Genomic DNA, 23,500 nt, shown 5'->3' on the forward strand with positions numbered 1-23,500 from the left:
AAGCATAGCCGCGTTGGCCCGCGGGCACCCTAGGCTCAGCTGCGGACCTTCGCTTCGTAGGCGTCGGAGATGTCGCGCGTCATGGCGCCGACCTCGAAATTGTAGTCGCCGATCTGCCGCACGGGTGTCACCTCGGCGGCGGTGCCGGTCAGCCAGCATTGCTCGAAGCTCTCGAGCTCCTCGGGCATGATGTGACGCTCGCGAACCTTGATCTGGCGCTCCTTCAGCATGCCCAGCACCGTCTGGCGAGTCAGGCCGTTGAGGAAGCAATCGGGCGTCGGCGTGTGCACCTCGCCGTCCTTCACGAAGAAGATGTTCGCCCCCGTCGCCTCGGCCACATAGCCGCGATAGTCGAACATGAGCGCATCGCCGCAGCCCTTCGCCTCTGCGGCGTGCTTGGCCATGGTGCAGATCATGTAGAGACCGGCGGCCTTGGCGTGGCTCGGCGCGGTCTCGGGAGACGGGCGCTTCCACTTCGAGATGTCGAGCTTTGCGCCGCGGGTCTTTGCGTCGCCGTAATAGCTGCCCCATTCCCACGCCGCGATGGCGAGCCGCACCGGGTTGCGCAGGGAGGCGACACCCATGTCTTCGCCCGCACCGCGCCATGCGACGGCCCGGACATAGGCGTCGGTGAAGCCGTTTTCCTTCAGAAGCTGCGCCTTGGCTTCCTCGATCTCGTCGACCGAGAACGGGATCTCGAAGTCGAGTTGGTTGGCCGAGTAGTGCAGACGCTCGGAATGCTCGCGCGACAGGAAGATCTTGCCGTTATACGCGCGCTCGCCTTCGAAGACGGAGCTGGCATAGTGCAGGCCGTGGGTGAGGACGTGCACGTTGGCCTGCCGCCAGTCCACGAACTGGCCATCCATCCAGATCTTGCCGTCACGGTCATCATAGGCTCCGGCCATCGCGTCTCTCCTTGCCTGCCACCAGATTTTCCGTTTATTGCGCCGCATACGTCCGAACCGGACATAAACTGTCGCAAAAACTGCGAGTCGCTACCATCGGCGCCTTGGAATGTCAACAAAGCTGACTTAAAGTGCCGTCCAGATAGGCAGTCAGCGAAACGCGAGGCGAAGGCATGGCGGAGCCCGAACGCGCGACACATCAGGGCGGCGAGTCCCTGCTCTTCCTCACCGACGAGCAGCTGCGGCAGGGTATCGAGGCGATGTTCTTCGCCTATCGCGGCTTCACCGCCGATCCCGACCGCATCCTCGAGGAACACGATTACGGGCGCGCTCACCACAGGGCGCTGCATTTCATCCATTGCGCGCCGAGCACCACGGTGAAGAACCTGCTCGCCATTCTCGGCGTGACCAAGCAGTCGCTCAACCGCGTGCTCCGGCGCTTGATCGCGGACGGGCTAGTGGAAAGCCGGGTCGGGCGCGCCGACAAGCGCGAGCGCCATCTCCACCTGACCGAAGCGGGCCGCGCGCTCGAACAGCAGCTGTCGGACGCGCAGCGGGCGCGCATGCGGAAGGCGTATCGCGACGCCGGGCCCGAAGCCGTGGCGGGCTTCCGCACCGTGCTGGAAGCGATGATGGATTCCGAGCAGCGCCGCCAGTATCATGGCATGAGGAACGGGCGCGCATGAGACGCGCCGCAGGGACAGGCCGCCGGGAGGAACTGGCATGAGCGATCCGGATGCGCATCTGCTCATCGTGGACGACGACGAGCGGATTCGGGGACTGCTGCAGAAGTTTCTCGCGCGGAACGGCTTTCTCGTCAGCACCGCACGGGATGCGGGACATGCGCGGCGGATCCTGTCGGGTCTCGATTTCGACCTCATCGTTCTCGACGTGATGATGCCGGGCGAGGACGGCGTGGCGCTGACGCGCTGGATCCGCGAGGCGCGCACGACGCCGATCCTGCTGCTCACCGCAAAATCCGAGACCGAGGACCGGATCGCGGGGCTCGAGGCCGGCGCGGACGATTATCTCAGCAAGCCTTTCGAGCCGAAGGAACTGCTGCTGCGGATCAACAACATCCTCCGCCGGATCCCGGATCTCGCCGTCAGCAGCATGGCGCCGAAATTGCTCACGCTGGGTCCCATCCGATACGACATCGAGCGGGGCGAGATGTGGCGCGGGGAGGATCTCGTACGCCTGACCGCCACCGAGAGCCACCTGATGCGGATCTTCTCGGCGAAACCCGGCGAGGCGCTCAGCCGCACGCAACTGGTCGAGGATCTCGGCCGCGACCGCGGCCAGAGCCAGGAACGCGCCGTCGACGTGCAGATCACCCGCCTGCGCCGCAAGATCGAGGACGATCCCAAGCAGCCACGCTATCTGCAGACTGTGCGCGGGGCGGGATACATGCTCTCGCCGGACTGAGCGGCGCGGGGGGCGCCCCCCCCCCCTGCGGCTCCCCCCGCATTCGCGCTTACCTCGCCGGCATGACAGCCCTCATCACCCACGCCGATTGCCTGACCCACGTCACGCCCGACGGCCACCCCGAGCGCGCCGCGCGGCTCGATCACCTCCTGCACGCGCTTCAGCCGCTGGACCTCGACCGGATCAGTGCACCGCTCTGCACGCCGGACGATCTCCTGCGTTGCCATCCGCAGGATTACATCGACCGCATCCGGGACAAGACTCCCTCGCGCGGCATCGTTCCGATCGACGAGGATACGTGGCTCTCCTCGGGATCCTGGTCCTCCGCGCTCCGGGCGGTCGGCGGCGCGCTCAAGGCGGTGGACATGGTTCTCGCCGGCGAAGCCAGGAACGCCTTCTGCGCGACGCGCCCGCCGGGCCACCATGCCGAAACGGCAAAATCCATGGGCTTCTGCCTCTTCGGCACCGCGGCCATCGCCGCCAAACACGCGCTCGACTGCCGGGGGCTGTCGCGCGTCGCGGTGGTCGATTTCGACGTCCATCACGGCAACGGGACGCAGGATCTGCTGTGGGACGAATCCCGCGCCTTCTTCGTCTCCTCGCACCAGTCGCCGCTCTGGCCCGGCACCGGCGAGAAGGACGAGCGCGGCGCGCATGACCAGATCATGAACGTGCCGCTGCCTCCGCGCACCACCGGCAATACCATGCGCGACGTCTACGAGGGTGAGGTTCTGCCGCGCCTGCGGGATTTCGCGCCCGAGCTACTGATCATCTCCGCGGGGTTCGACGCGCATGCCGACGATCCGCTCGCGAACCTCGAATGGGAGACCGACGATTTCCGCTGGCTGACCCGCGAGCTCTGCGAGGTGGCGCAGGATTGCTGCTCCGGGCGCGTGGTATCGACACTCGAGGGCGGCTATGATCTTGAAGCGCTGAGCGCCGCGGGGCGCGTGCATGTCGAGGAACTCATGGAGGCCGCGCGATGAGCGAGACCGCGAAACCCGTCGAGGAGATGACCTTCGAGGAGGCCATGGCCGAGCTCGAACGCGTGGTCGGCCAACTCGAGCGCGGGGACGTGCCGCTCGAGGATTCGATCCTGCTCTACGAGCGCGGCGCTGCCCTGAAGAAGCGCTGCGAGGCCAAGCTGAAGGAAGCCGAGGAGAAGGTCGCCGCGATCACCCTCGACGCCGACGGACAGCCCACGGGCACGAAGGCCGTCGAAGGGCTCTGATGGCCTTCGAGGACGACCTCGCCGCGGCACAGGAGCGGATCGAGGCCGGGTTCGACCGGCTCTTCGCGGCGCACCCGCACACCGACCTTCACGCGGCCATGCGATATGCGGTGAGCGGCGGCAAACGGCTCCGCGGCTACCTCGTGCTGGAAGGCGCGCGCCTCCATGGCGTCCCCGACGCGCTGAACGCCGCCCTCGCCATCGAAGCCGTGCATGCCTACAGCCTCGTGCACGACGACCTGCCCGCGATGGACGACGACGACACCCGGCGCGGCCAGCCGACCGTGCATCGCAAATGGGACGACGCGACCGCGATCCTCGCCGGCGACGCCCTGCAGAGCCTCGCCTTCGAGCTTTGCCTCGCGCCCGGCTGCCATCCCGACGCCGAGGTGCGCGGCGATCTCGCCTTCACGCTCGCGCAAGCCTCGGGCGCGCAGGGCATGGTGCTCGGCCAGGCGCTCGACATCGCGGCCGAGACCTCGAACAAGCCATTGGATCTCGAGGCCATCACCCGCCTGCAGGCGGCCAAGACCGGTGCGCTCATCACGTGGGCGGGGGAAGCCGGGGCGCGGCTCGCCAGGGCCGATCCGGTTCCGCTCCGGACCTACGCCAATGCGCTCGGGCTTGCCTTCCAGATCGCCGACGACCTGCTCGACGTCGAAGGCGACGCCGCCGAAATGGGCAAGGCCGCACGCAAGGACGAAGCGGCGAACAAGGCGACCTTCGTGTCGCTCCTCGGCGTGGACGGGGCAAAGCGCCGCGCGTCCGACCTTGTCGATACCGCCTGTGCGGCCCTATCTGGGTTCGGAGAGGATGCCGAAGGCTTGAAGCAGGCGGCCCGCTTCGCTATCGCACGGCGGACCTGATGCCGGCCCCTCCCCATCCAGCCGACGCGCAAAGAGGAGGCGCGAGCCCGACATGACGAACCGCCCCAAGACCCCACTTCTCGACCGGGTCAACACGCCCGCCGACCTCAAGGCCTTCTCCGACATGGAGCTGCGACAGGTCGCCGACGAACTCCGCGCCGAGACGATCTCGGCGGTGTCCGAGACCGGTGGCCACCTCGGCGCGGGCCTCGGCGTCGTTGAACTAACCGTCGCGCTCCATTCCGTGTTCGATGCCCCGCGCGACAAGATCGTCTGGGACGTCAGCCACCAGACCTATCCGCACAAGATCCTCACCGGGCGCCGCGACCGCATCCGCACGATCCGCCAGAAGGACGGATTGTCGGGTTTCACCAAGCGGTCGGAATCGCCCTACGACCCCTTCGGCGCCGCGCATTCCTCGACCTCGATCTCGGCGGCGCTCGGCTTCGCGGTCGCGCGCGATCTCGGTGGCGACAGCGACACCGGCCACGGCGACGCCATCGCGGTGATCGGCGACGGCGCGATGTCGGCGGGCATGGCCTACGAGGCGATGAACAACGCGGGCCATATGGGCAAGCGGATGATCATCATCCTCAACGACAACGAGATGTCGATCGCGCCGCCGACCGGGGCAATGTCGTCCTACCTTTCGCGCCTCTACACCGAGGCGCCCTTCCACACGCTGAAGGACGCGGCCAAGGGCGCCGTATCCTTCCTGCCCGAGCCTTTCCGCGAGGGCGCCAAGCGCGCCAAGGAGATGATCAAGGGCATGGCGATGGGCGGCACGCTCTTCGAGGAGCTGGGCTTCAGCTATCTCGGCCCCATCGACGGGCACGACATGACACAGCTTCTGCCGGTACTGCGCGCCATCAAGGCACGGGCGCACGGGCCGATCCTGCTGCATGTGCTGACCAAGAAGGGCAAGGGCTACGAACACGCCGAGACACGCCCCGACCGAGGTCACGCGACCGCGAAGTTCGACGTCGCGTCGGGCGAGCAGAAGAAGTCCACGCCGAACGCTCCGGCCTACACCAAGGTGTTCGCGAACGCGCTGATCCGCGAGGCCGAGGAGGACAGCCGCATCTGCGCCGTCACCGCGGCGATGCCGGACGGCACGGGGCTCGATCTCTTCGACAAGAAGTTCCCCTCGCGCTGTTTCGACGTGGGCATTGCCGAACAGCACGCGGTGACCTTTTCCGCCGGCCTCGCCGCAGGGGGCATGAAGCCTTTCGCCGCGATCTACTCGACCTTCCTGCAGCGCGGCTACGACCAGGTCGTGCACGATGTCGCGATCCAGCGGCTGCCGGTGCGCTTCGCCATCGACCGCGCGGGCCTCGTCGGCGCCGACGGCGCGACCCATGCCGGCAGCTACGACGTCGCGTATCTGACGAACCTGCCCGGGTTCACGGTCATGGCGGCGGCGGACGAGGCGGAGCTCGTGCACATGGTTGCCACGGCGGCCGCGCATGACGAGGGCCCGATCGCGTTCCGCTATCCTCGCGGCGAGGGTGTCGGCGTCGAGATGCCCGAGCGCGGCACGCCGCTGCAGATCGGCAAAGGCCGGACGATCCAGAAGGGATCGGGCGTAGCGATCCTGTCCTTCGGCACCCGCCTCAAGGAGGTGCAGGAGGCCGCAGAGAAGCTCGAGGCGCGGGGCATACGGCCGACCATCGCCGACGCGCGCTTCGCCAAGCCGCTCGACCGCGAGTTGATCCTGCAACTGGCCGAAGAGCACGACGGGCTCATCACCGTCGAGGAAGGCGCCGTCGGAGGCTTCGGCAGCCATGTCGCGCAGCTTCTGGCCGAGGAAGGCGTGTTCGATGCGGGGCTGAGATATCGCTCGATGGTCCTGCCCGACATCTTCATCGACCAGGCCTCTCCCGAGGACATGTACGCAGTCGCGAAACTCAACGCCGAGGATATCGAGGCCAAGGTTCTGGACGTGATGGGCATCGCGCGGATGAGCGAGCGCCGGGCCTGAACCGGTGTGCGAGCCCGCCGGTCAGGCGGGCTCGGCTTCCAGAAGCGACCGCAGGCCGCTGCGATAATCGGGATAGATCAGCTCGACGCCGAGCTCGTTCTTCATGCGGTCATTCGCGACGCGCTTGTTCTCGGCGTAAAAGCTCCGCGCCATCGGCGACATCTCGGCCTTGTCGAAAGGGACCTCGGGCGGAATCGGAAGCCCGAGCAGTTCCGCGGCATGGGCGATCACGTCCTGCGGCGGCGCGGGATCGTCGTCGCAGACATTGTAGACCGCGCCGGGATTCGGGCGCTCGATCGAGGCGTGCAGAACTGCGGCGATGTCGTCCACGTGGATGCGGCTGAAGACCTGGCCGGGCTTGACGATGCGCCGCGCCTTGCCGCTCCGCACCTTCTCGAAGGGGCCACGGCCGGGGCCGTAGATACCGGCGAGGCGGAAGACATGCAGCGGAAGCTGCGGGATTGTGCCCCATTCGTGTTCCGCCTCGACCCGCTTCTCGCCCCGCGACGTGGTCGGCAGAAGCGGCGTCGTCTCGTCCACCCAGGCGCCGTGGTGATCTCCGTAGACCCCCGTGGTCGAAAGATAGGCAGCCCAGTACAGCGCGCTGGCATGCTCTTCGATGGCATCCCGCGCGAGCCGGAGGGATGGATCGCCCTCGTCGTCGGGCCCGACGGAAACGAGAAGATGGGTGGCCTGCGGCAACGCCGCGGCAATCGCCTCCGATGTGAAGTCGATGGCTTCGACGCCCTCGGCCTCCATCCGCTTTGCCTTGTCGTCATCCCGTGTCGTGCCGATGACTCGCCAGCCTTCGGGCAGCAGACGCCGGGCGAGAGCCTCGGCTGAATAGCCGTATCCAAGTGCAAAAAGCGTAGGTTGAGAATCTGTCATGGCCTCACGATGAGGCTCGGATGCCCGTTTGGCAAGCTATGCGCGAACCGGGTTGCGATAGCGCCATCGGCGGATGGACGCCGACAAAAGGCCTTCCGGCAATCTGAAGACCACAGATCGAAACTCCGAGGTTATGAGCTTTTCAGGTCCAACTGATCCGGAATGCCCCATGCGCCTGATTTCGACGCTCTGCCTTGTCGCCACGCTGGGCCTTGCCGCCTGCGGCACCGCCAGCATCAATGCACCGTCGGGAACCGCGAGCTTCGCCGCCGCCCCGCGCCAGATCCCTCTGCATCCGAACGAGACGCCAGAGCTTCGGGAGCTCATCAACAAGTATGCCGACGGCTACGGCGTGCCGCGCCCGCTGGTACATCAGGTGATCGTTCGCGAAAGCACCCACCGTCCCGGCGCCCGCAACGGCCCCTATTACGGGTTGATGCAGATCTTGCCCGCGACCGCCCGGGGAATGGGCTTCCGCGGCCAGCCTTCCGACCTCCTCGATGCGGAGACCAACCTCAGATACGCGGTGAAGTACCTGCGGGGAGCATGGCTCCTCTCGGACAGCTACGACGAGGCGGTCGGCTGGTACGCGCGCGGCTATTACTACGAGGCCAAGCGGCAGGGGATGCTCGAGGAAACCGGACTGCGGTGATCGGGCCGTGTGATATGGGGCGCTCAGGAGGCAAGACGCACGAGTTCGGGTGACACGTCGGTGTAGTCCGGACCGTGATCGACACGCACGCCGAGCGTTTCCATCTGTGCGATCCGGGCAAGGTCCCGCCGGTCCGCTCCCTTACCGGGTTCGCGCAGGATCACGCGGGCAATGCGGCCCGGATGTCGCTCGGTGGCCGCGAGATAGACCTTCGGGTCGTGCTGGCCGGTATCACCCACCAGCACCGCCGGCAGCGCGGGATTTGCAGCCAGAAGCGCATCGATCGCCGCGCCCTTGTGATCGCCGTGGGTGCCCGAGATGAACTGCGTCTTCGAGATGCCGAGATCGCGCAGAAACATGGGCCCTTTCGGCAGGTCGTGCCGGTCGAAGATCCTGAGCAGGAAGTAATGCAGGTTCCACGGCGAGGACGACACGAAGTAGATCGGCGCGTCCAGAGCCTCAAAGCCCTTCATGAGCGCGACCGCATCGGGGAAGATCTCGCGCGTCAGCGCGTTGCCGGTCAGCGACGTCCAGAGGTTGCGCAGGAGCGAATAGGCACCTGTGTGCAGCACGGTGTCGTCGATGTCCGAGATCACCATGAAGGGCGCCGCGGAGGAGGCAACCAGCGCCTCGAGCGTCACGGGATCGCCGCCATCGACCGAGACGTCCGCCGAGAACCAGCCTGGCCGGGCATCGCCGCGGGGGACGTGGAGGGTGAAGTACCCCTCGTCGTCGGTGACCGCTGAGTGGTCCCCGCAGCAGACCGTGCGCTCGGCCACCTCCCGTGTCAGGAAGAGCCCGGCCATCTGTCGCAGATTGACCCACCAGGAGGCCTGCGGCGACGGAGTCGTGCGGCGCAGGGAGGTCAGGACGCGCCCCCTCAAGAGGATCTCGTCCTCGGTCGCGTAACCGAGATAGGGATCGATCACCACGTTCGTCGGCGCCTGACGTAGAAACACCCGGTCGAGGATCCTCTCGACCGGGTGGGCGATGCGGGCAAGCGTCGTCTTCAGCATCAGCCGGGGCTCATCCCTCTCATTCTCTCGTTGCGGCGGCGCAGGACCTCGACCGTCGAGAGTAGCGCGATGGAGATGCCGACAAGGATTGTCGCGACGGCAAGGATGGTCGGCGAGATCTGCTCTCGGAGGCCGGTGAACATCTGCCACGGCAGCGTCTGCTGGTTGGCGGAGCCCACGAAGAGCACGATCACCACCTCGTCGAAGGAGGTGATGAAGGCGAAGAGCCCGCCCGAGATCACGCCCGGAAGGATGAGCGGCATCTGGACGCGGAAAAACGTGGTGACCGGGTTGGCGCCCATGTTGGCTGCCGCCCGCGTGAGCGACCGGTCGAAGCCGACGAGCGTTGCCGTTACCGTGATGATGACGAAGGGAATACCGAGCGCCGCGTGCGCGAGAATGACGCCGAGATAGGTGCCCTGCAGGCCGACGCGCGAGTAGAAGAAGTACATCCCCGCGGCCGAGATGATCAGCGGCACGATCATCGGCGAGATCAGGATCGCCATGATCACCTGCCGTCCGGGCACGTGCGGCTGGCTGAGGCCGATCGCCGCAAGCGTGCCGAAGGTCACCGCGAGCAGCGTCGCGATCGGGGCGATGATCAGCGAGTTCTTCAGCGCCTGCTGCCATTCGGAGGACTGGAAGAAGTCGCGGTAATGCTTGAGCGAATAGCCCGCCGGATCGAAGGCCAGCATCTCGGGCGTGAAGGTGAAGAAGTTCTCGGCGTTGAAGCTGAGCGGCATCACCACGAGGATCGGCGTGATCAGGAAGACGAAGATCGCTCCGCAGATCATCCGGAAGGCATAATGCCAGAGCACCTGCCCGCCGGTGAGGTAGGGCGGCAGCTTCGCGCGGTACCGGCAGCGGCCGATCCAGTAGATGAACCAGCCGAGGAACCAGCCGAAAAGGGTGCCGACGACGAGGCCGGGCAGCCAGCCGATCAGCAGCCCCGCCAGCGCGAAGAGCGCGAGCACACCCCACTTGAACGTCCTCTCCTGCGCGGTGCCCATATAGGCCATGGCCGCGTAGGCGAGCCCCGCGCAGATGAGCGCCCCGATCACGATGCCGGCGAGGCCGGAGCCCTGCGCGGTGCCGACGAAGAGACCGAAGAACGCTCCCGCCGCGCCGACGACGCCGCAGGTGAAGCCGTAGGGCATGGTGCGCGTTTCGGTGATGACCACGTCCGATGTCGTCATGGCTCAGCCCCCCAGCTTGACGTTGTCGATGCCGACGATCCGGTCGTAGGCCCAGTAGAGGATCAGCACGACCGCCAGCAGGATGGTGCCGAGCGCCGCCGCGAGACCCCAGTTGAGCGAGGACGAGATGTGGTAGGCGATCCGGTTCGAGATGAACGTGCCGGTGGTGCCGCCGACGATCTCGGGCGTGATGTAGTAGCCGATGGCAAGGATGAAGACGAGGATCGACCCCGCCCCGATGCCCGGCACCGATTGCGGGAAGTAGACGCGCCGGAAGGCGGTCATGTTGGTTGCGCCGAGCGATCTGGCCGCGCGGACATAGGTTGGCGGGATCGTCGACATCACCGAGTACATCGGCAGGATCATGAACGGCAGCAGAATATGCGTCATCGCGACGATCGTGCCGAACTGGTTGTTGATCATGACGAGCCGGCTGCCGTCCCCGACGAGGCCGAGCCAGACCAGCACGTCGTTGATCACGCCCTGCTGCTGCAGCATCACCTTCCAGGCCGACGTCCGCACCAGCAGCGAGGTCCAGAACGGCAGCAGCACGAGGATCATCAGAAGGTTTGCCGTCCGCGCCGGCAGGTTCGCCAGAAGGTAGGCGATGGGATAGCCAAGCAGGATGCAGCTGAAGGTGATCATGAGCGACATGAACATCGTGCGCTTGAAGAGAAGCCCGTAGATCCGCTCGTCCTCGTTGCGAAGCGCCGCGCCTTCGGGCGTCTTCTGCATGTCGACCGCGCTCAGGAAGTAGCCGGAGGTGTAGTCGGGCGAGAAGGCCTGGATCGTGCCCCAGAGCTCCGGATCGGCCCAATCGTCGTCGACCGACAGGAAGAACTCCTTGGTCGTCTGCGTCTCGAAGTCCGGGACGGCGGCGGCGGCCTCCTGCAGAAGCTCGGCATGCGGTCCCGAATAGGCCGAGACGTCGTTGTTCATGAGGTCGGTGTAAAGCGCGGTATAGACCCGGCTCCACGGCTCCTCGTCGAGCGGGCTCTCCCTGTCCTCGGTCCGGATGAACTCAACGAAGTTGAGGAAGCTGCGCGTGGTCTCGGGCAGGAGCGCCGCGACGCCTTCGCGGAGTTGGAACCTCGGCAGACGATCGCCCGAGTCCTCGGACCAGGCGCGCTGCGCCTCGAGCCATTCGTCCGACCCCATGAGCTCGGCCCAGACGACCTCGTCCTCCCACTGATCGTTCAACTCCTCGAACTGGTCGAGGTACGCCTCGCCCCGATCCTCCACGTCGCGCCCCGCCTGCCGGAAGAGCGACGACACGCCCGTTAGCTCGTAGTTGAGGCGGGTGCCGAGGCGGGTGTGGTTCTTGTATTCGGCCGCAAGGAAGAGGTCGTTGTAGAGCGCATCGTAGACCGGCTCGCCGGGGGCCTCGCCGCTCTCGTAATCCCAGTCCTCGAGCGCCTCGACCGTTTCGGGAAGCGTTTCGGAGACGATCTGGTTTTCGACCGAGCGGAACAGCATGTCCGCGATCGGGGCGATGAAGGTCAGCAGTACGAAGATCAGGAGCGGCGCGATCAGCATCAGCGCACGGATCTTCTGGACCCGGAGCGATTTCGCCAGCTGGCGTTTCAGCGGCGTTCCGTCCGCGGCGAGCATCCGGCCCGAGGCGTCGCGATTGTCGAGCGCCTTGGCCTGCGCCAGAGGATCGTCCGGCGTCGGCGCCTCGACCTTGTTGGGATCGGCGGTGGCGTCACTCATCTCTCAGGTCCCCTCGACCACCAGGATCACGGCATCCGCCGTGCGCCGCCGGATCTCGGCGACCTCCTGATATGCCTTGTCATTGTAGGCGGCGAGCGCCGCATCGTAGCTCGGGAACTCGACCACCACGTGGCGGTCGTGGCTCTCGCCCTCGACCACCTGCCCGCGGCCGCCACGCACGACGAAGCGACCGCCCAGCCCCTCGAGGATCGGCGTGTCCTTCTCTACGTACTCGCGGTACCCGTCCGGATCGCGGACGGAAATGTGGGCGATGATGTAGCCCTTCGGCATGGGCCCGTTCCCTGTCGGTCCTGCGCGCGCCGTTTGCCCGGCGCGTCGTCTGGTTGAAGGCGGGGCGGGCGGTGCGCCGCCCTGCCCCTTCGGTTTGTTCGGGCGAGCTTCCGGGCCCGCCCGTCAGATCACTGCGCCAGCCAGGACTGGAACTTCGCGTCGATGTCGTCGCGGTAGTCGGCCCACCATTCGTAGTTCTGCACGAAGGAGTTGGCGCTGTTCTCGGGGTTCGTCGGCATGTGCGGGGCCATCTCGATCCCGAGCTCGGCATGGGTCGAGACGAGCGGTGCCGAGCTCTGCCGCGCCGGGCCGTAGGAGATGTACTTCGCCTGGTCCGCGAGGCGCTGCGTGTCCGTCGCGAAGTAGAGGAAGTCGAGCACGCGGTTCAGACGGTCCTCGGGCAGCCCCTCGGGGATCACCCAGCCGTCGATGTCGTAGACCTGCGCGTCCCACAGCATCTCGAGCGGCTGGTCCTGCTCGGCGATCGCCGAGAAGAAGCGGCCGTTATAGGACGAGCCGATCACCGCCTCGCCGTCCGCGAGCGCCTGGATGCTCTCGGCGGCGGAGGTCCACCAGATCGTCTGGTCGCGGATCGTGTCGAGCTTGGCGAGCGCCTGGTCCTGGCCTTCCTCGGTCTCGAGAGTATCGTAGACCTCCTCGAACGGAACGCCGTCGCAGATGAGGGCCCATTCCATGTTGTTGATCGGCCGGCGCTCGAGCGTCCGGGTGCCGGGGAATTTCTCGGTGTCGAAGAGCGCGCAGATATCCGACGGCGTCTCGCCGTTCCACTCCTCGACATCGGTGCGGTAGGCGTTAGTGATCGAATAGGCGATCTGCGGGATGAAGCAGTCCGACACGATCATGTCGCCGAAATCGTCCGATGCCTCGGTGCCGTCGGGGGCCGGGGCGAGGATCTCGTCGTGGTCGACCTCCATGGCGAGGCCCTCGTCGCAGAGACGCATGGCGTCTGCCGCGGTGACGTCGACGAGGTCCCAGGTGATATTGTTGGCCTCGGCCATCGCGCGCAGCTTGGCGACCGCCTCGGGCGAGCTCTCGTCCCAGGTGATCGAGACCTCGGGGTGCATCTCGACATACGGATCGGTATAGGCGCTGACCTGGCTCGCCTGGTAGGCGCCACCCCAGCTCACCAGCGTCATGCTGTCGACCATGTCCTGCGCCGCCACGGCGCCGCCGGCAACGGTCAGCGCGGTGGTGGCCAGAAGCGTTTTCGTCATTTTCATCTTTGTCTCCCTGTCAGTTTCCCGTTGTCGTGTCGGGCCCGGACCACGGGTCGGATCGTCGGACCCCGACTTCGCCAAATATGCGCGGCGCGAAAAGGCGCCGCGCATGGTCGATCTCTGCGCGGCTCAGGAGGCGTCGAGCGCGCGGCAATCTTCGGGCAGCCAGCCGATCGTGATCCGCTCTCCCGGAGAGAAGCGATGCTGGTCGGCGCGGTTGCGCGTCTTCACGATGAAGTCGTCGTTCCCCGCCACCGACAGCCGCGTGCGGAAGACGTCCCCCATGTAGATGAATTCCTTCACCTCGGCCTTGAGCGTGTGCGCCTCGGGCCCGAGATCGGGATTGAACTCCACCCGCTCGGGGCGGATCGACACCCGCGTCCGGTCGCCCTTGTTCTTCACGTTGACCGGGTTGGCGTCGATGATGTCACCGGTATCGAGCCGAACGGTGCAGCGGTTGCCGCCGATCTCCTCGATGCGGCCCTCGAGCGTGTTGTTCTCGCCGATGAACTGCGCCACGAAGCTGTTCTTCGGCGCCTCGTAGAGCTCGTCCGGCGGAGCCAGCTGCTGGATGCGGCCGTCATCGAAGACCGCGACCCGGTCCGACATGGTCAGCGCTTCGGTCTGGTCGTGGGTCACGTAGACCACAGTGATCCCGAGGTCGTCCGCGATGCGCTTGATCTCGAACTGCATGTGCTCGCGGAGCTGCTTGTCGAGCGCGCCGAGCGGCTCATCCATGAGCACCAGCTCGGCCTCGAAGACGAGCGCGCGGGCGAGCGCGATCCGCTGCTGCTGGCCGCCCGAAAGCTGCGCGGGACGTCGCCCCCCGAACCGCCCCATCTGGACCATCTCGAGCGCGCGTTTGACCTTCTTCTCGCGCTCGGCCTTGCCCATGCCCCGCACCTCGAGGGGGAACGAGAGGTTCTCGGCGACCGTCATGTGCGGAAAGAGCGCGTAGTTCTGGAAGACCATGCCGATCCCGCGCTTGTGCGGCGGGATGTTGTTGATCGATTGCCCGCCGAGCCTGATCTCACCGTGAGTTGCGGTCTCGAAGCCCGCGAGCATCATCAGGCAGGTGGTTTTGCCCGACCCGGACGGCCCGAGCATCGTCAGGAACTCGCCCTTGGGCATGGCGAGGTTGAGGTCCTTCACGACCAGCGTCTCGCCATCATAACTCTTTTGCACGCGTTCGAATGCGACGAACGCGTCGTTCTCAGCCGTTTGCGCCAAAGGCCTGGCTCCCCGTTATGTCTGGCGGAGTTTTCTCCGCTCTTGCTGATGACCGACTAAAGCGCGTGCCCAAACAGGATGCAACTGTCCAAGTGATAATCGCGATCACGGCGCGCCGATACGGGATAACTGGCCAGAAATGCGGCAGGATCACAGGCGAAACTGCCATCGAAAATGCCGATATCAGTCGAATCGGTACGTCGCCCGGCATCATCGAGGCGCCGCAGCGAGGTCCCATCCGCTCGACGGGACCTTGCGTCAATCGGCCACTCCACGTCAGGATGTACACATCTTGCGAACACACTCGGCCATGGAACCGATTTATCGCTTAAAAATTGGTCATATGACGGGGATAGACCCCTAATGTCGTTTTCCGTCGCGCCCTGATGTACACAAATGGGCAGGACGGAGGAGTGACCCCCCGCCAGGAAAGGTGCGACATGCTCTACCATCGCTTCGCCAAGGACCTGCCATTCTCGGAAGCGGAATATACCCGCCGGCTCGAGAAGACGCGAACCGCGATGGAACGATCCGGCCTCGAAGTGTTGTTCGTGACCGACCCGTCGAACATGGCGTGGCTGACGGGGTATGACGGCTGGTCCTTCTACGTGCACCAGGGCGTGATCGTCCTGCCCGACGCCGACCCGATCTGGTGGGGCCGCAACCAGGACGCCAACGGCGCCGTCCGGACCGTCTGGATGGGCGATGACCGCGCCATCGGATATGCCGACAATTACGTCCAGTCGACCGAGCGTCACCCGATGGAGGACCTCGCCCAACGTCTCATCGGCATGGGCCTCGAACGCGCGCGCATCGGTGTCGAGCTCGACAATTACTATTATTCGGCCAAGGCGCATGCGGTCCTGTCCCAGGAGCTTCCCGACGCGACCCTGCTCGACGCGACCGCTCTGGTGAACTGGCAGCGCGCCATCAAGTCCGAGGAGGAACTCGTCTTCATGCGCCGCGCCGCCCGGATCTCGGAGCGGATTGTCGACGGCCTCGTGGAGCGGGTCGAGCCGGGTGTGCCGAAGAACGAGGTGGTGGCCGACGTCTATCGGGATGCGCTCACCAACCTTGACGGCCACTGGGGCGACTATCCCGCCATCGTGCCGCTGCTCCCGTCGGGCTCGGACGCCGCGGCGCCCCACCTCACCTGGGACGGCGAGCCCTTCAAGGAAGGCGAGGCGACGTTCTTCGAGATTTCGGGCTGCTACCGGCGTTACCACGCGCCGTTCTGCCGGACGATCTTCCTCGGCCCCCCGTCCGACCTCTTCCGCCGCGCCGAGGCCGCGCTCGTCGAGGGCCTCGAAGCCGGTCTCGAAGCCGCCCGCGCTGGCAACCGGGCCTGCGACATCGCTAACGCCCTCGCGGCGCCGCTCGAATCGGCAGGCATCGAACGCGGCGCGCGGTGCGGCTACCCGATCGGCCTGTCCTACCCGCCTGACTGGGGCGAGCGAACGATCTCTTTGCGCTCCGAGGACGAGACCGTGCTCGAGCCCGGCATGACGTTCCACTTCATGCCCGGCCTCTGGATGGCCGACTGGGGTCTAGAGATCACCGAGTCGATCCTGATCAAGGACGACGGCCCGGCCGAGACCTTCTGCAACCGTCCCCGCAAGATGTACGTGAAGGAGTAAGGATGCTGGAGCGCACCGAAGCCATCCTGTCGGACCTCATCGCGCATCCGACCGTATCCTCTGACCCGAATGCGGCGCTGATCGACCACATGGCGGACCGGCTCGAGAGCGCCGGGGCACGTGTCGAGGTATTCCGCGACGAGAGCGGACAGAAGGCCAATCTCTGGGGCACGATCGGACCCGAGATGGCCGGCGGCGTGCTGCTCTCTGGCCATTCCGACGTTGTTCCCGTGGCCGATCAGGACTGGTCGACCGATCCATGGCAGATGACCGAACGGGGCGATCTGCTGATGGGGCGCGGCACCTGCGACATGAAGGGCTTCATCGCCGCCGCCGTCGCCATGGCGGAGGATTACGCCGCCACCAATCTGCGGCGTCCGGTGCATTTCTGTTTCACCCATGACGAGGAAGTGGGATGCCTCGGGGCCCAATCCCTCGTTCCGCTCCTCAAGGAGCGCGAGGCCCTGCCCGCCATCGCCATCGTCGGCGAGCCGACCGAGATGCGGATCATCGAGGGCCACAAGGGCTGCTGCGAATACACCGCGCGGTTCCACGGGCTCGAGGGGCACGGCTCCAATCCCGACCGCGGGGTCAACGCGGTCGCCTATGCCGTCCGCTACGTTACGCGGCTGATGGAACTCGCCGAGGAACTGAAGCTGCGGGCCCCGCGCGAATCGCGCTTCGATCCGCCATGGACGACCGTGAACATCGGCAAGCTCGCGGGGGGCGTCGCGCATAACGTCATCCCCGGCCGTGCCGAGGTCGAATGGGAGATGCGGCCCGTCCAGTACGGCGATGCGGAATTCGTGAAGGAGCAGCTGCGGCACCTGATCGAGACCGAGCTCCTGCCCGCGATGCGCGCCGTCACGCCCTGGGCCGACATCACCGTCGAGACCATCGGCGAGGTCGTGGGGCTCGAACCGATGGACGACAACATGGCGCGCGCGCTGGTCACCCAGCTCACGGGCGGCAACTCGGCCGACGTCGTGCCGTTCGGCACGGAGGCGGGGCTCTTCCAGGAGCTCGGCATGTCGGTCGTGGTCTGCGGTCCGGGCTCCATCGCCCAGGCGCACAAGCCCGACGAATACGTATCGCGACAGCAGCTGGCGGAATGTCTGACCATGCTCGAGGGATTGCGGCGCAACCTCGCCGCATGAGCGCGGAGACGCGGCACGAGCGGCTCTATCACGAGCTGCGAAACCGCATCTGCATGCTCGATTATCCCCCCGGCGAAAAGCTCGGGGAGGAGGCGCTTGCCGCCGAATTCGGGGTCTCCCGCACCCCGCTGCGGCGGGTGCTGGGACGGCTCGCGGACGAAGGCCTCGTCGAGGCGCGGCACGGGGTCGGAACCATCGTCACCGATGTCGACGCGCGCGAGATGGGGCAGGTCTATGCCTTGCGCGAGGAGCTGGCGCAGCTGTCGGGCACCCTGACCCCGGCGCCGGTGACGAGCGCGACGATCGCCGAAGTGCGGCGGTTCATCCACTCCTGCGAGATGCTGGCCGAAGCTCCGGACAGACGGGCCTTCGCCCGGTTCAACATGGACTGGTTCGCCTTCACGCAAGGGCTGATCGGCAACGAGGCCCTCGCCGAAGTGTCGGAACGGCTCCATTTCCGCACAACCCGCATCTGGCTGCAGGCCATCGGACGGCTCGACCTCAACGCCGAGATCGCGGCCTTCCGCGAAGAGATCCGCCAGGTCGCGACCGCGCTCGAAGCGGGCGATATGGCCGCAGTCGGCATGATCCGCCGGGCGCACGTCTCGATGAGCTACAGACGGCTCTCGGCGGTGATGTGATGCGGGCAGCCGGGGGCCGCCCGCTCCATCGCGCGGATCAGAGCTCGTCGTTGGCGGGATACCAGTCGGGCATCATGACCTCGGCCGTCTCCACCATCTCCGCGAAGGCCTGCGGATCCTGAGTGCCGCCGTCGCGGCCGCGGTAATGGTAGGGATAGACGTAGGTCGGGTTGAACGCGTTCACCCCTTCGGCCGCCTGCTCCGCCGACATGGTGAACGGCAGGTTCATGCAGACGAAGGCGAGGTCGATGTCCTCGAGCGCCTGCATGTCCGGGGTCACCTCGGTGTCGCCGGAAATGTAGACGCGGAAGCCAGCGAAGCCGAGGATGTAGCCGTTGTCGCGCCCCTCGGGATGGACGTTCTGACGCTCTTCGGTGGTGTTGTAGGCCGGGATCGCCTCGATGGAGAGACCTTCCCATTCTGTGCTCTCGCCGTTGCCGATCTGCTCGGACATGCCCGCGAGATCCTCGGGCAGCATGTCGCCCACCGCGGGGTTGGTCACGAGGTGAACCCCCTCGCCCACGAGCGCGGAGAGCGTATCCGCCTCGTAGTGATCGCCGTGTTCGTGCGTGATGAGAATGAGGTCCGGGGCGGGCAGATCCGAATAGGCCTCGGCGCCGCCGACGGGATCGACATAGATGACCCCCTTCGGTGTCTCCATGACGAAGGACGCATGGCTCACCGGGTGAACCGTGATCTCACCCTCGTCGGTCTGGAACGTGTTCGACATGTTCGCCTGGGCCATGGTTGCGTAAGGCAGGACGGTCAGGGCGCCGGCGGCGGCCCCGGTGGTGGCAAGGAAGGCGCGGCGGGTCTGGATCATCTGGTCTTTCCTCTCCTGTCGTCTTCGCAGGCAAGGTAGAGCCCCGCCATTCGGCGCCAAATCCCCGTGTTCAATTCGCCGTGGGGGGGGCGGCGCGACGGGGCGCTACCGCCCGAGAGCGTCGAGATAGGCCCAGATATCCGCGGCGCCTGTGCTCTGTCGGAAAGCCATGCGCGCGCGGGCCGCGGGGTCGCCGAGGACGTTCTTTGTGTATTGCGTCGGGTTCTCGATATAGGCGGCGAAGTCGTCGGGGGTCCACGTCACCCCCTGCTCCCCGAGCCGGGTCAGCCAGCGCGAATAGTTGAAGCCGGGCTGGGCTCCGGCCCGTCCGCCGGCCGCGCCATAGAGGTTCGGGCCGGCAAGCCCACCGCCGCGCAGGACCGTGCCGTCCGGTGCCACGATGCGGTGGCACGCCGTACAATTGGAAAAGAGCGCCTCGCCGCGCGCGACGTCCTGCGCCATTGCCGGCGCGGCGACGGCCCAGAGGGCAACACAAAGAAAACGAACCATCGGGCGCGCTCCGGACAAGACCCACACGCCGAGATAAGTATCCGCGCGCCCAAGGAAAGGTAAAGGCGCGCAAGATCCCGTGTCTCCTCAGGCCACCGCCCGGGCCAGGGCGCATTGCCGCCAGAGCGTTTCGAGGGCACGCACCAGATGATCGATATCGTCGTCCGAATGCAGCGGGCCGGGAGTGAAGCGCAACCGTTCGGTGCCCTTCGGCACGGTCGGATAGTTGATCGGCTGCACGTAGATCCCGAAATCCTGCATGAGGATATCCGCCAGCATCCGGCACTTCACCGGATCCTGGATCATCACCGGGATGATGTGGCTGTCGTTCGGAAGATGCGGGATGCCCATCGCGTCGAGCCGGGCCCGCAGTTTCTTCACCTGCGCACGCTGGCGCATCCGCTCCATCTCGCTGCGCTTGAGATGCGCGACCGACACCTGAGCCGCCGCGGCCACGGCCGGCGGCAGAGCCGTCGTGAAGATGAAGCCGGAGGCGAAGGACCGGATGAAATCGCACAGCGCCTCCGATCCGGTGATGTAGCCGCCGACGACGCCGAAGGCCTTGCCGAGCGTGCCCTCGATCAGCGTGATCCGGTCCGCGAGACCGCGTTCTTCGGAGACGCCGCCACCGCGGGGCCCGTACATGCCGACCGCGTGCACCTCGTCGAGATAGGTCATCGCGCCGTGCTTCTCCGCGACCTCGACGATCTCCTCCATCGGGCAGATGTCTCCGTCCATCGAATAGACACTCTCGAAAGCGACGATGGGCGTCGCCTCCTTCGGAAGGTCCGACAGCTTGGCGTCGAGATCCTCGGGGTCGTTGTGCCGCCAGATCACCTTGCCTGCACGGGAATGACGGATGCCCTCGATCATGGAGGCGTGGTTCTTCTCGTCCGAGAGGATCACCGCATTCGGCAGCCTCGATCCGAGCGTCGAGAGCGCCGCCCAGTTCGACACGTAGCCGGAGGTAAAGAGCAGAGCCCGCTCCTTGCCGTGCAGATCCGCAAGCTCGGCCTCTAGCAGCGCATGCTGGTGCGTGTTGCCGGAGATGTTGCGGGTGCCGCCGGCGCCGGTGCCGCAGGCCCGCGCGGTCTCGCACATCGCGTCGATCACGGCGGGGTGCTGACCCATGCCGAGATAATCGTTCGAGCACCAGACCGTCACCTCCTCGGGGGTGGCGGCGGCGTGGCTGATGGCCTTCGGGAAGGCGCCCGCCTCGCGTTCGAGCTCCGCGAAAATGCGGTAATTGCCTTCTTTCTTCAGTGCCTCCAGAGCGCCTTTGAACATGGCGTCATAATCCATGAGCGTCCTCCCCCGTCGTCGTGGTGGTGTTGGGCGCGGGCAACATCCAGCGCCAGAGTTTCTCGTCGGGCAGCGGCAGAACCATGAACCAGTGCTCGAGGAGGGCGAGTGCGGTCATCGCGGCCAGAAGCGCGAAGCCCGCGGCGGCCGCCGGATCGGCCGCGGTGAAGAGAAGCGTCAGCCACACCGCGCAGGCGGAAGCGAGCGCGGTGACCGAGATCGGGAACAGCCAGTTGACGCTGGTCTTGCGGAAATGGCTCGGCACGTGGGCAAGCGCCGCAGGCATGAACTCGGTGTTGATCCGCGGCACGCCGAGAAAGAGGTTCAGTTTCGCCGAGACCCGCGCGAAGAACAGAAGCGCGAAGGTGTAGAAACCGAAGGCGTTGGCGGCGTGCTCGGTCAGGACCCACAGCGCCAGCAGCGTGCCGGCGAGCAGCATCTCGTGATAGGCGAGCACCCCCCAGGCGCGGATGAACCGCTCCCATTCCGGCAGGTGCCGGGGGCAGACATGCGCGTTCGGCCCAGTGATCGTGCCGGTGAGGAACGCCATCTCGATCCAGCCCCAGACCGCGAGAGCGGAGAGGAACGCGAGATAGATGCCGGTGATGCCCGGATCGCCTGCCGAGGCCCAAAGCCCCCAGAGCCCGAACACGAGCATCGGCACCGCGAGCATCGTAGCCCGCGCCCCGGTCCCGGCCCGGTCCGCGCGGCGCACGACGAGCAGGATCGCCCCGGTGGAGAACCACCAGGCGAAGAGCGCAAAAAGCGCGGCGATCCAGGACGCGTCGTTCACCGCATCTCCCCCGCTTCTTCTTGACGGAAATATCCCGGGGGTCTGGGGGCAGAGCCCCCAGCCTTGGCCTCGATATGTGCCCGGACCACCATCAGTAGGCCGGCTCCAGCCGTGTGCTCTCGGGCAGCTCGTGCCGATGCGCCGGGATCGTGTAGAGCCGGGCAAAGCACCAAGCCGCCTTGGCCTGGTTGGACCAGGATCTGAGCCGTCCCGCGACCCCGCCCTCTTTCTTGCCCTTGGCGATCGCGACGTTGGCGCGGCTCAGCCCCTCGAGCGTCGGCTGCCAGGCCGGGTGGTCGATGTCGAGCGTGATCGGGAAGATCTGCTCGGAGAGGATGCTCGTCTTGCGGAAGACCTCGTGCCCGTACCAGTCGGGATCGACCCCGAGCGCCTTGTGAAAGGCCGGCCGCTGGTGGTCGCGCACGTACATCGTCGCGAATACCGCCGTCAGGAAGAACTTGATCCACCAGACATTGACGCCCGAGGTCAGCTTGGGGTCGGTCTTCATCAGGAGCGCGAAGGCCTCGCCGTGGCGGAACTCGTCGTTGCACCATTCCTCGAACCACTTGAAGATCGGGTGGAACCGGTGCTCGGGGTGGGCCTGCAGGTGGCGGAAGATCGTGATGTAGCGGGCGTAGCCGATCTTTTCCGACAGGTAGGTCGCATAGTAGATGAATTTTGGCCGGAAGAAGGTGTATTTCTTCTTCTGCGTCAGGAAGCCGAGATTCACCGCAACGCCCGCCTCGCGCAGCGCGTCGTTGATGAAACCCGCGTGCCGCGCCTCGTCCCGCGCCATCAGCTGGAAGAGCTGCGTGACGTCCTTGTTGGACCCGCGCCGCTTCATCTCCTTGTAAAGGACGCAGCCCGAGAACTCGGCGGTGCAGGAGGAGATCAGGAAGTCGATGAACTCCTTCTTGAGCTGCGGCTCCATCCCCTCCCAGTCGACATGGTCCCAGTCCTCGGTCTTCTTGAAGTGGCCCTTATTGGGATCGGCGACCATCTCGGCGATGAGCGCGTCCCAGTCCCGGCGCACCGGGCTGACGTCGATCGCGTCGAGTTGGTCGAAATCCGTCGTGTAGAAGCGCGGCGTCAGCAGCGTGTTCTGCATCGCCACATCCGTGGCGAACTTGCTGTCGAGCTTGGCCTGCTCTTCCTGGATGGCGAGCCCTTCCTCGGCGGTCGAGGCGCGGGCGCGGGCGTCTGCGGCGAGATCGCTGTTCTGCACGTTCATGACATCACCTCGTCCGAGAAGGAGAATTCGCAGAGCTCCATGACCTCGAAATCGCCCGTCAGGCGGGTCCAGAGACGCTCCAGCGCGCTCGCGCGGAAAATCGTCGCCTCGCGCTCCTCGCTCACGACCTCGCCGAACGGGGCCATGATCTCGGGGCCATGCACCTTCACCTCGTCGCCCGGATAGACCGTGGTCCCGTTGTTGAAGCGCACATGCGCGTGCAGGCTCTCGAAGCAGTGGCTGATCTCGACGGTGCACGGGGCCCGTTCGATGTCCTTTGTCAGTAATCCCATGGTTCTTCCCTCCCTATGGGCGTTATCGCAGCAGCGTGGCGAAGGCCGCCGCGTTGTCCGCGCCGAACCCCATGAGGTCGGCGCTCCAGCCGGTGGACGGATCGTGGATCGCCACGCGGCCGTTCTCGGTGCCGACGAGCCGGATCGGCCCGTCGAGCGGAACTCTTGCATTCGTGCGCTTGCGCTCGAGCACGCGCCACACGCCCGACACGAACCCGCCCTCCTCGGGCGAGAGGTCGGCGATGACGGTCCCGGTTTCGTCCATCACCCGGGCCGCGCCGCTGAGATCGCCGGACAGGAACAGGATGCGTTCCTCCACGACGGGACTTTGCGGCGGCGTCGCCTCGAGGGGGCGGTCGCTCCAGACGGCGAAGCTCGTGATCGCGAGGCTGGTCACGACTAGCGCGACGAGCCCCCGCACGAGCGGCACCGGGACCAGCTCTTCACTCGGCTTGCGGAAATCGGTGTTGGTGGTCATCGC

General features: G+C 66.2%; 25 protein-coding genes. 10 read left to right on the plus strand and 15 right to left on the minus strand.

Features of this window, described 5'->3' with window-relative positions:
- Positions 1-35 precede the first annotated feature (35 nt).
- Entirely contained in the window at positions 36-905 is an 870-nt protein-coding gene (locus tag OCH239_RS08595; protein WP_037261113.1) for a branched-chain amino acid aminotransferase, read from the minus strand.
- A gap of 173 nt (positions 906-1,078) precedes the next feature.
- Here OCH239_RS08595 and OCH239_RS08600 point away from each other — a divergent pair, with 173 nt between their 5' ends.
- From OCH239_RS08600 to dxs, 6 genes are all read left to right on the plus strand, one after another.
- Positions 1,079-1,591: a MarR family winged helix-turn-helix transcriptional regulator gene (locus OCH239_RS08600; RefSeq protein ID WP_037261116.1), complete on the plus strand. Its 513-nt coding sequence runs from the start codon at positions 1,079-1,081 to the stop codon at positions 1,589-1,591.
- A gap of 37 nt (positions 1,592-1,628) precedes the next feature.
- Entirely contained in the window at positions 1,629-2,330 is a 702-nt protein-coding gene (locus OCH239_RS08605) for a response regulator (protein ID WP_037261119.1), read from the plus strand.
- A gap of 62 nt (positions 2,331-2,392) precedes the next feature.
- Positions 2,393-3,316, plus strand: a complete 924-nt coding sequence (locus OCH239_RS08610) for a histone deacetylase family protein (RefSeq protein ID WP_037261122.1) — start codon at positions 2,393-2,395, stop codon at positions 3,314-3,316.
- Positions 3,313-3,561 carry an exodeoxyribonuclease VII small subunit gene (locus tag OCH239_RS08615; protein WP_037261124.1) on the plus strand — a complete coding sequence of 83 codons (249 nt, stop codon included), beginning with the start codon at positions 3,313-3,315 and terminating at the stop codon, positions 3,559-3,561. The genes OCH239_RS08610 and OCH239_RS08615 overlap by 4 nt, the downstream gene beginning before the upstream one ends.
- Positions 3,561-4,427, plus strand: a complete 867-nt coding sequence (locus OCH239_RS08620; RefSeq protein WP_037261127.1) for a polyprenyl synthetase family protein — start codon at positions 3,561-3,563, stop codon at positions 4,425-4,427. Before OCH239_RS08615 ends, OCH239_RS08620 begins: the two co-directional genes overlap by 1 nt.
- 52 nt (positions 4,428-4,479) lie before the next feature.
- On the plus strand, positions 4,480-6,408 hold the full coding sequence (dxs, locus tag OCH239_RS08625) for a 1-deoxy-D-xylulose-5-phosphate synthase (protein ID WP_037261130.1): 1,929 nt from the start codon (positions 4,480-4,482) through the stop codon (positions 6,406-6,408).
- Positions 6,409-6,429: 21 nt separating this feature from the next.
- Here dxs and OCH239_RS08630 read toward each other — a convergent pair whose 3' ends face one another.
- Positions 6,430-7,296 (minus strand): SDR family oxidoreductase, encoded by an 867-nt coding sequence (locus OCH239_RS08630; RefSeq protein WP_037261133.1) that lies wholly within the window; start codon positions 7,294-7,296, stop codon positions 6,430-6,432.
- 169 nt (positions 7,297-7,465) lie between these two features.
- Here OCH239_RS08630 and OCH239_RS08635 point away from each other — a divergent pair, with 169 nt between their 5' ends.
- Positions 7,466-7,948, plus strand: a complete 483-nt coding sequence (locus OCH239_RS08635) for a lytic transglycosylase domain-containing protein (RefSeq protein WP_037261136.1) — start codon at positions 7,466-7,468, stop codon at positions 7,946-7,948.
- Between the two features lie 23 nt (positions 7,949-7,971).
- Here OCH239_RS08635 and OCH239_RS08640 read toward each other — a convergent pair whose 3' ends face one another.
- The 6 genes from OCH239_RS08640 to OCH239_RS08665 all read right to left on the minus strand — a co-directional run bounded on the left by OCH239_RS08640 (position 7,972) and on the right by OCH239_RS08665 (position 14,632).
- Positions 7,972-8,964 carry a phosphatase domain-containing protein gene (locus tag OCH239_RS08640; protein WP_051489381.1) on the minus strand — a complete coding sequence of 331 codons (993 nt, stop codon included), beginning with the start codon at positions 8,962-8,964 and terminating at the stop codon, positions 7,972-7,974.
- Positions 8,964-10,145: an ABC transporter permease gene (locus OCH239_RS08645; protein ID WP_425280283.1), complete on the minus strand. Its 1,182-nt coding sequence runs from the start codon at positions 10,143-10,145 to the stop codon at positions 8,964-8,966. The genes OCH239_RS08640 and OCH239_RS08645 overlap by 1 nt, the downstream gene beginning before the upstream one ends.
- 18 nt (positions 10,146-10,163) lie before the next feature.
- A complete protein-coding gene (locus OCH239_RS08650) occupies positions 10,164-11,873 on the minus strand; it encodes an ABC transporter permease (protein WP_084782307.1) in 1,710 nt (569 codons plus the stop codon).
- Positions 11,874-11,876: 3 nt separating this feature from the next.
- Positions 11,877-12,164 (minus strand): DUF1330 domain-containing protein, encoded by a 288-nt coding sequence (locus OCH239_RS08655; RefSeq protein WP_037261139.1) that lies wholly within the window; start codon positions 12,162-12,164, stop codon positions 11,877-11,879.
- 128 nt (positions 12,165-12,292) lie between these two features.
- Positions 12,293-13,405: an extracellular solute-binding protein gene (locus OCH239_RS08660; protein ID WP_037261142.1), complete on the minus strand. Its 1,113-nt coding sequence runs from the start codon at positions 13,403-13,405 to the stop codon at positions 12,293-12,295.
- A 126-nt stretch (positions 13,406-13,531) separates the two neighbouring features.
- Positions 13,532-14,632: an ABC transporter ATP-binding protein gene (locus OCH239_RS08665; RefSeq protein ID WP_037261145.1), complete on the minus strand. Its 1,101-nt coding sequence runs from the start codon at positions 14,630-14,632 to the stop codon at positions 13,532-13,534.
- A gap of 440 nt (positions 14,633-15,072) precedes the next feature.
- Between OCH239_RS08665 and OCH239_RS08670 the strand changes: the two genes are divergently transcribed.
- From OCH239_RS08670 to OCH239_RS08680, 3 genes are read left to right on the plus strand one after another with little or no spacing between them, the layout of a single operon-like run.
- Complete coding sequence (locus OCH239_RS08670; RefSeq protein WP_037261147.1) at positions 15,073-16,269, plus strand: M24 family metallopeptidase; 1,197 nt, start codon at positions 15,073-15,075, stop codon at positions 16,267-16,269.
- A gap of 2 nt (positions 16,270-16,271) precedes the next feature.
- A complete protein-coding gene (argE, locus tag OCH239_RS08675; RefSeq protein WP_037261150.1) occupies positions 16,272-17,426 on the plus strand; it encodes an acetylornithine deacetylase in 1,155 nt (384 codons plus the stop codon).
- Positions 17,423-18,067, plus strand: coding sequence for a GntR family transcriptional regulator (locus OCH239_RS08680; RefSeq protein WP_037261154.1), 645 nt, complete (start codon positions 17,423-17,425; stop codon positions 18,065-18,067). Before argE ends, OCH239_RS08680 begins: the two co-directional genes overlap by 4 nt.
- Before the next feature lie 37 nt (positions 18,068-18,104).
- Here the strand turns inward: OCH239_RS08680 and OCH239_RS08685 are convergent, their stop codons facing one another.
- The 7 genes from OCH239_RS08685 to puhC all read right to left on the minus strand — a co-directional run bounded on the left by OCH239_RS08685 (position 18,105) and on the right by puhC (position 23,497).
- Positions 18,105-18,890, minus strand: a complete 786-nt coding sequence (locus OCH239_RS08685) for an MBL fold metallo-hydrolase (RefSeq protein ID WP_037261157.1) — start codon at positions 18,888-18,890, stop codon at positions 18,105-18,107.
- A gap of 105 nt (positions 18,891-18,995) precedes the next feature.
- Positions 18,996-19,400 (minus strand): c-type cytochrome, encoded by a 405-nt coding sequence (locus OCH239_RS08690; RefSeq protein WP_037261160.1) that lies wholly within the window; start codon positions 19,398-19,400, stop codon positions 18,996-18,998.
- An 87-nt stretch (positions 19,401-19,487) separates the two neighbouring features.
- The gene (hemA, locus tag OCH239_RS08695; RefSeq protein ID WP_037261163.1) at positions 19,488-20,702 is read right to left on the minus strand and encodes a 5-aminolevulinate synthase; all 1,215 of its coding nucleotides are present in this window, start codon (positions 20,700-20,702) and stop codon (positions 19,488-19,490) included.
- The gene (gene puhE, locus OCH239_RS08700) at positions 20,692-21,495 is read right to left on the minus strand and encodes a putative photosynthetic complex assembly protein PuhE (RefSeq protein ID WP_037261166.1); all 804 of its coding nucleotides are present in this window, start codon (positions 21,493-21,495) and stop codon (positions 20,692-20,694) included. Before puhE ends, hemA begins: the two co-directional genes overlap by 11 nt.
- Before the next feature lie 91 nt (positions 21,496-21,586).
- Entirely contained in the window at positions 21,587-22,726 is a 1,140-nt protein-coding gene (acsF, locus tag OCH239_RS08705) for a magnesium-protoporphyrin IX monomethyl ester (oxidative) cyclase (protein WP_037261170.1), read from the minus strand.
- A complete protein-coding gene (locus OCH239_RS08710) occupies positions 22,723-23,019 on the minus strand; it encodes a hypothetical protein (protein ID WP_037261173.1) in 297 nt (98 codons plus the stop codon). Before OCH239_RS08710 ends, acsF begins: the two co-directional genes overlap by 4 nt.
- Positions 23,020-23,041: 22 nt before the next feature.
- Positions 23,042-23,497 carry a photosynthetic complex assembly protein PuhC gene (puhC, locus tag OCH239_RS08715; protein ID WP_037261176.1) on the minus strand — a complete coding sequence of 152 codons (456 nt, stop codon included), beginning with the start codon at positions 23,495-23,497 and terminating at the stop codon, positions 23,042-23,044.
- Positions 23,498-23,500 lie beyond the last annotated feature (3 nt).

The organism is Roseivivax halodurans JCM 10272 (assembly GCF_000521785.1).
Classification (GTDB): domain Bacteria; phylum Pseudomonadota; class Alphaproteobacteria; order Rhodobacterales; family Rhodobacteraceae; genus Roseivivax; species Roseivivax halodurans.

What these genes read in the sequence shown, in the direction of transcription:
- OCH239_RS08595 (WP_037261113.1), bottom strand. Translation starts at nt 905, where the DNA reads ATGGCCGGAGCCTATGATGACCGTGACGGCAAGATCTGGATGGATGGC.
- OCH239_RS08600 (WP_037261116.1), top strand. Translation starts at nt 1,079, where the DNA reads ATGGCGGAGCCCGAACGCGCGACACATCAGGGCGGCGAGTCCCTGCTC.
- OCH239_RS08605 (WP_037261119.1), top strand. Translation starts at nt 1,629, where the DNA reads ATGAGCGATCCGGATGCGCATCTGCTCATCGTGGACGACGACGAGCGG.
- OCH239_RS08610 (WP_037261122.1), top strand. Translation starts at nt 2,393, where the DNA reads ATGACAGCCCTCATCACCCACGCCGATTGCCTGACCCACGTCACGCCC.
- OCH239_RS08615 (WP_037261124.1), top strand. Translation starts at nt 3,313, where the DNA reads ATGAGCGAGACCGCGAAACCCGTCGAGGAGATGACCTTCGAGGAGGCC.
- OCH239_RS08620 (WP_037261127.1), top strand. Translation starts at nt 3,561, where the DNA reads ATGGCCTTCGAGGACGACCTCGCCGCGGCACAGGAGCGGATCGAGGCC.
- dxs (WP_037261130.1), top strand. Translation starts at nt 4,480, where the DNA reads ATGACGAACCGCCCCAAGACCCCACTTCTCGACCGGGTCAACACGCCC.
- OCH239_RS08630 (WP_037261133.1), bottom strand. Translation starts at nt 7,296, where the DNA reads ATGACAGATTCTCAACCTACGCTTTTTGCACTTGGATACGGCTATTCA.
- OCH239_RS08635 (WP_037261136.1), top strand. Translation starts at nt 7,466, where the DNA reads ATGCGCCTGATTTCGACGCTCTGCCTTGTCGCCACGCTGGGCCTTGCC.
- OCH239_RS08640 (WP_051489381.1), bottom strand. Translation starts at nt 8,964, where the DNA reads ATGCTGAAGACGACGCTTGCCCGCATCGCCCACCCGGTCGAGAGGATC.
- OCH239_RS08650 (WP_084782307.1), bottom strand. Translation starts at nt 11,873, where the DNA reads ATGAGTGACGCCACCGCCGATCCCAACAAGGTCGAGGCGCCGACGCCG.
- OCH239_RS08655 (WP_037261139.1), bottom strand. Translation starts at nt 12,164, where the DNA reads ATGCCGAAGGGCTACATCATCGCCCACATTTCCGTCCGCGATCCGGAC.
- OCH239_RS08660 (WP_037261142.1), bottom strand. Translation starts at nt 13,405, where the DNA reads ATGAAAATGACGAAAACGCTTCTGGCCACCACCGCGCTGACCGTTGCC.
- OCH239_RS08670 (WP_037261147.1), top strand. Translation starts at nt 15,073, where the DNA reads ATGCTCTACCATCGCTTCGCCAAGGACCTGCCATTCTCGGAAGCGGAA.
- argE (WP_037261150.1), top strand. Translation starts at nt 16,272, where the DNA reads ATGCTGGAGCGCACCGAAGCCATCCTGTCGGACCTCATCGCGCATCCG.
- OCH239_RS08680 (WP_037261154.1), top strand. Translation starts at nt 17,423, where the DNA reads ATGAGCGCGGAGACGCGGCACGAGCGGCTCTATCACGAGCTGCGAAAC.
- OCH239_RS08685 (WP_037261157.1), bottom strand. Translation starts at nt 18,890, where the DNA reads ATGATCCAGACCCGCCGCGCCTTCCTTGCCACCACCGGGGCCGCCGCC.
- OCH239_RS08690 (WP_037261160.1), bottom strand. Translation starts at nt 19,400, where the DNA reads ATGGTTCGTTTTCTTTGTGTTGCCCTCTGGGCCGTCGCCGCGCCGGCA.
- hemA (WP_037261163.1), bottom strand. Translation starts at nt 20,702, where the DNA reads ATGGATTATGACGCCATGTTCAAAGGCGCTCTGGAGGCACTGAAGAAA.
- acsF (WP_037261170.1), bottom strand. Translation starts at nt 22,726, where the DNA reads ATGAACGTGCAGAACAGCGATCTCGCCGCAGACGCCCGCGCCCGCGCC.
- OCH239_RS08710 (WP_037261173.1), bottom strand. Translation starts at nt 23,019, where the DNA reads ATGGGATTACTGACAAAGGACATCGAACGGGCCCCGTGCACCGTCGAG.
- puhC (WP_037261176.1), bottom strand. Translation starts at nt 23,497, where the DNA reads ATGACCACCAACACCGATTTCCGCAAGCCGAGTGAAGAGCTGGTCCCG.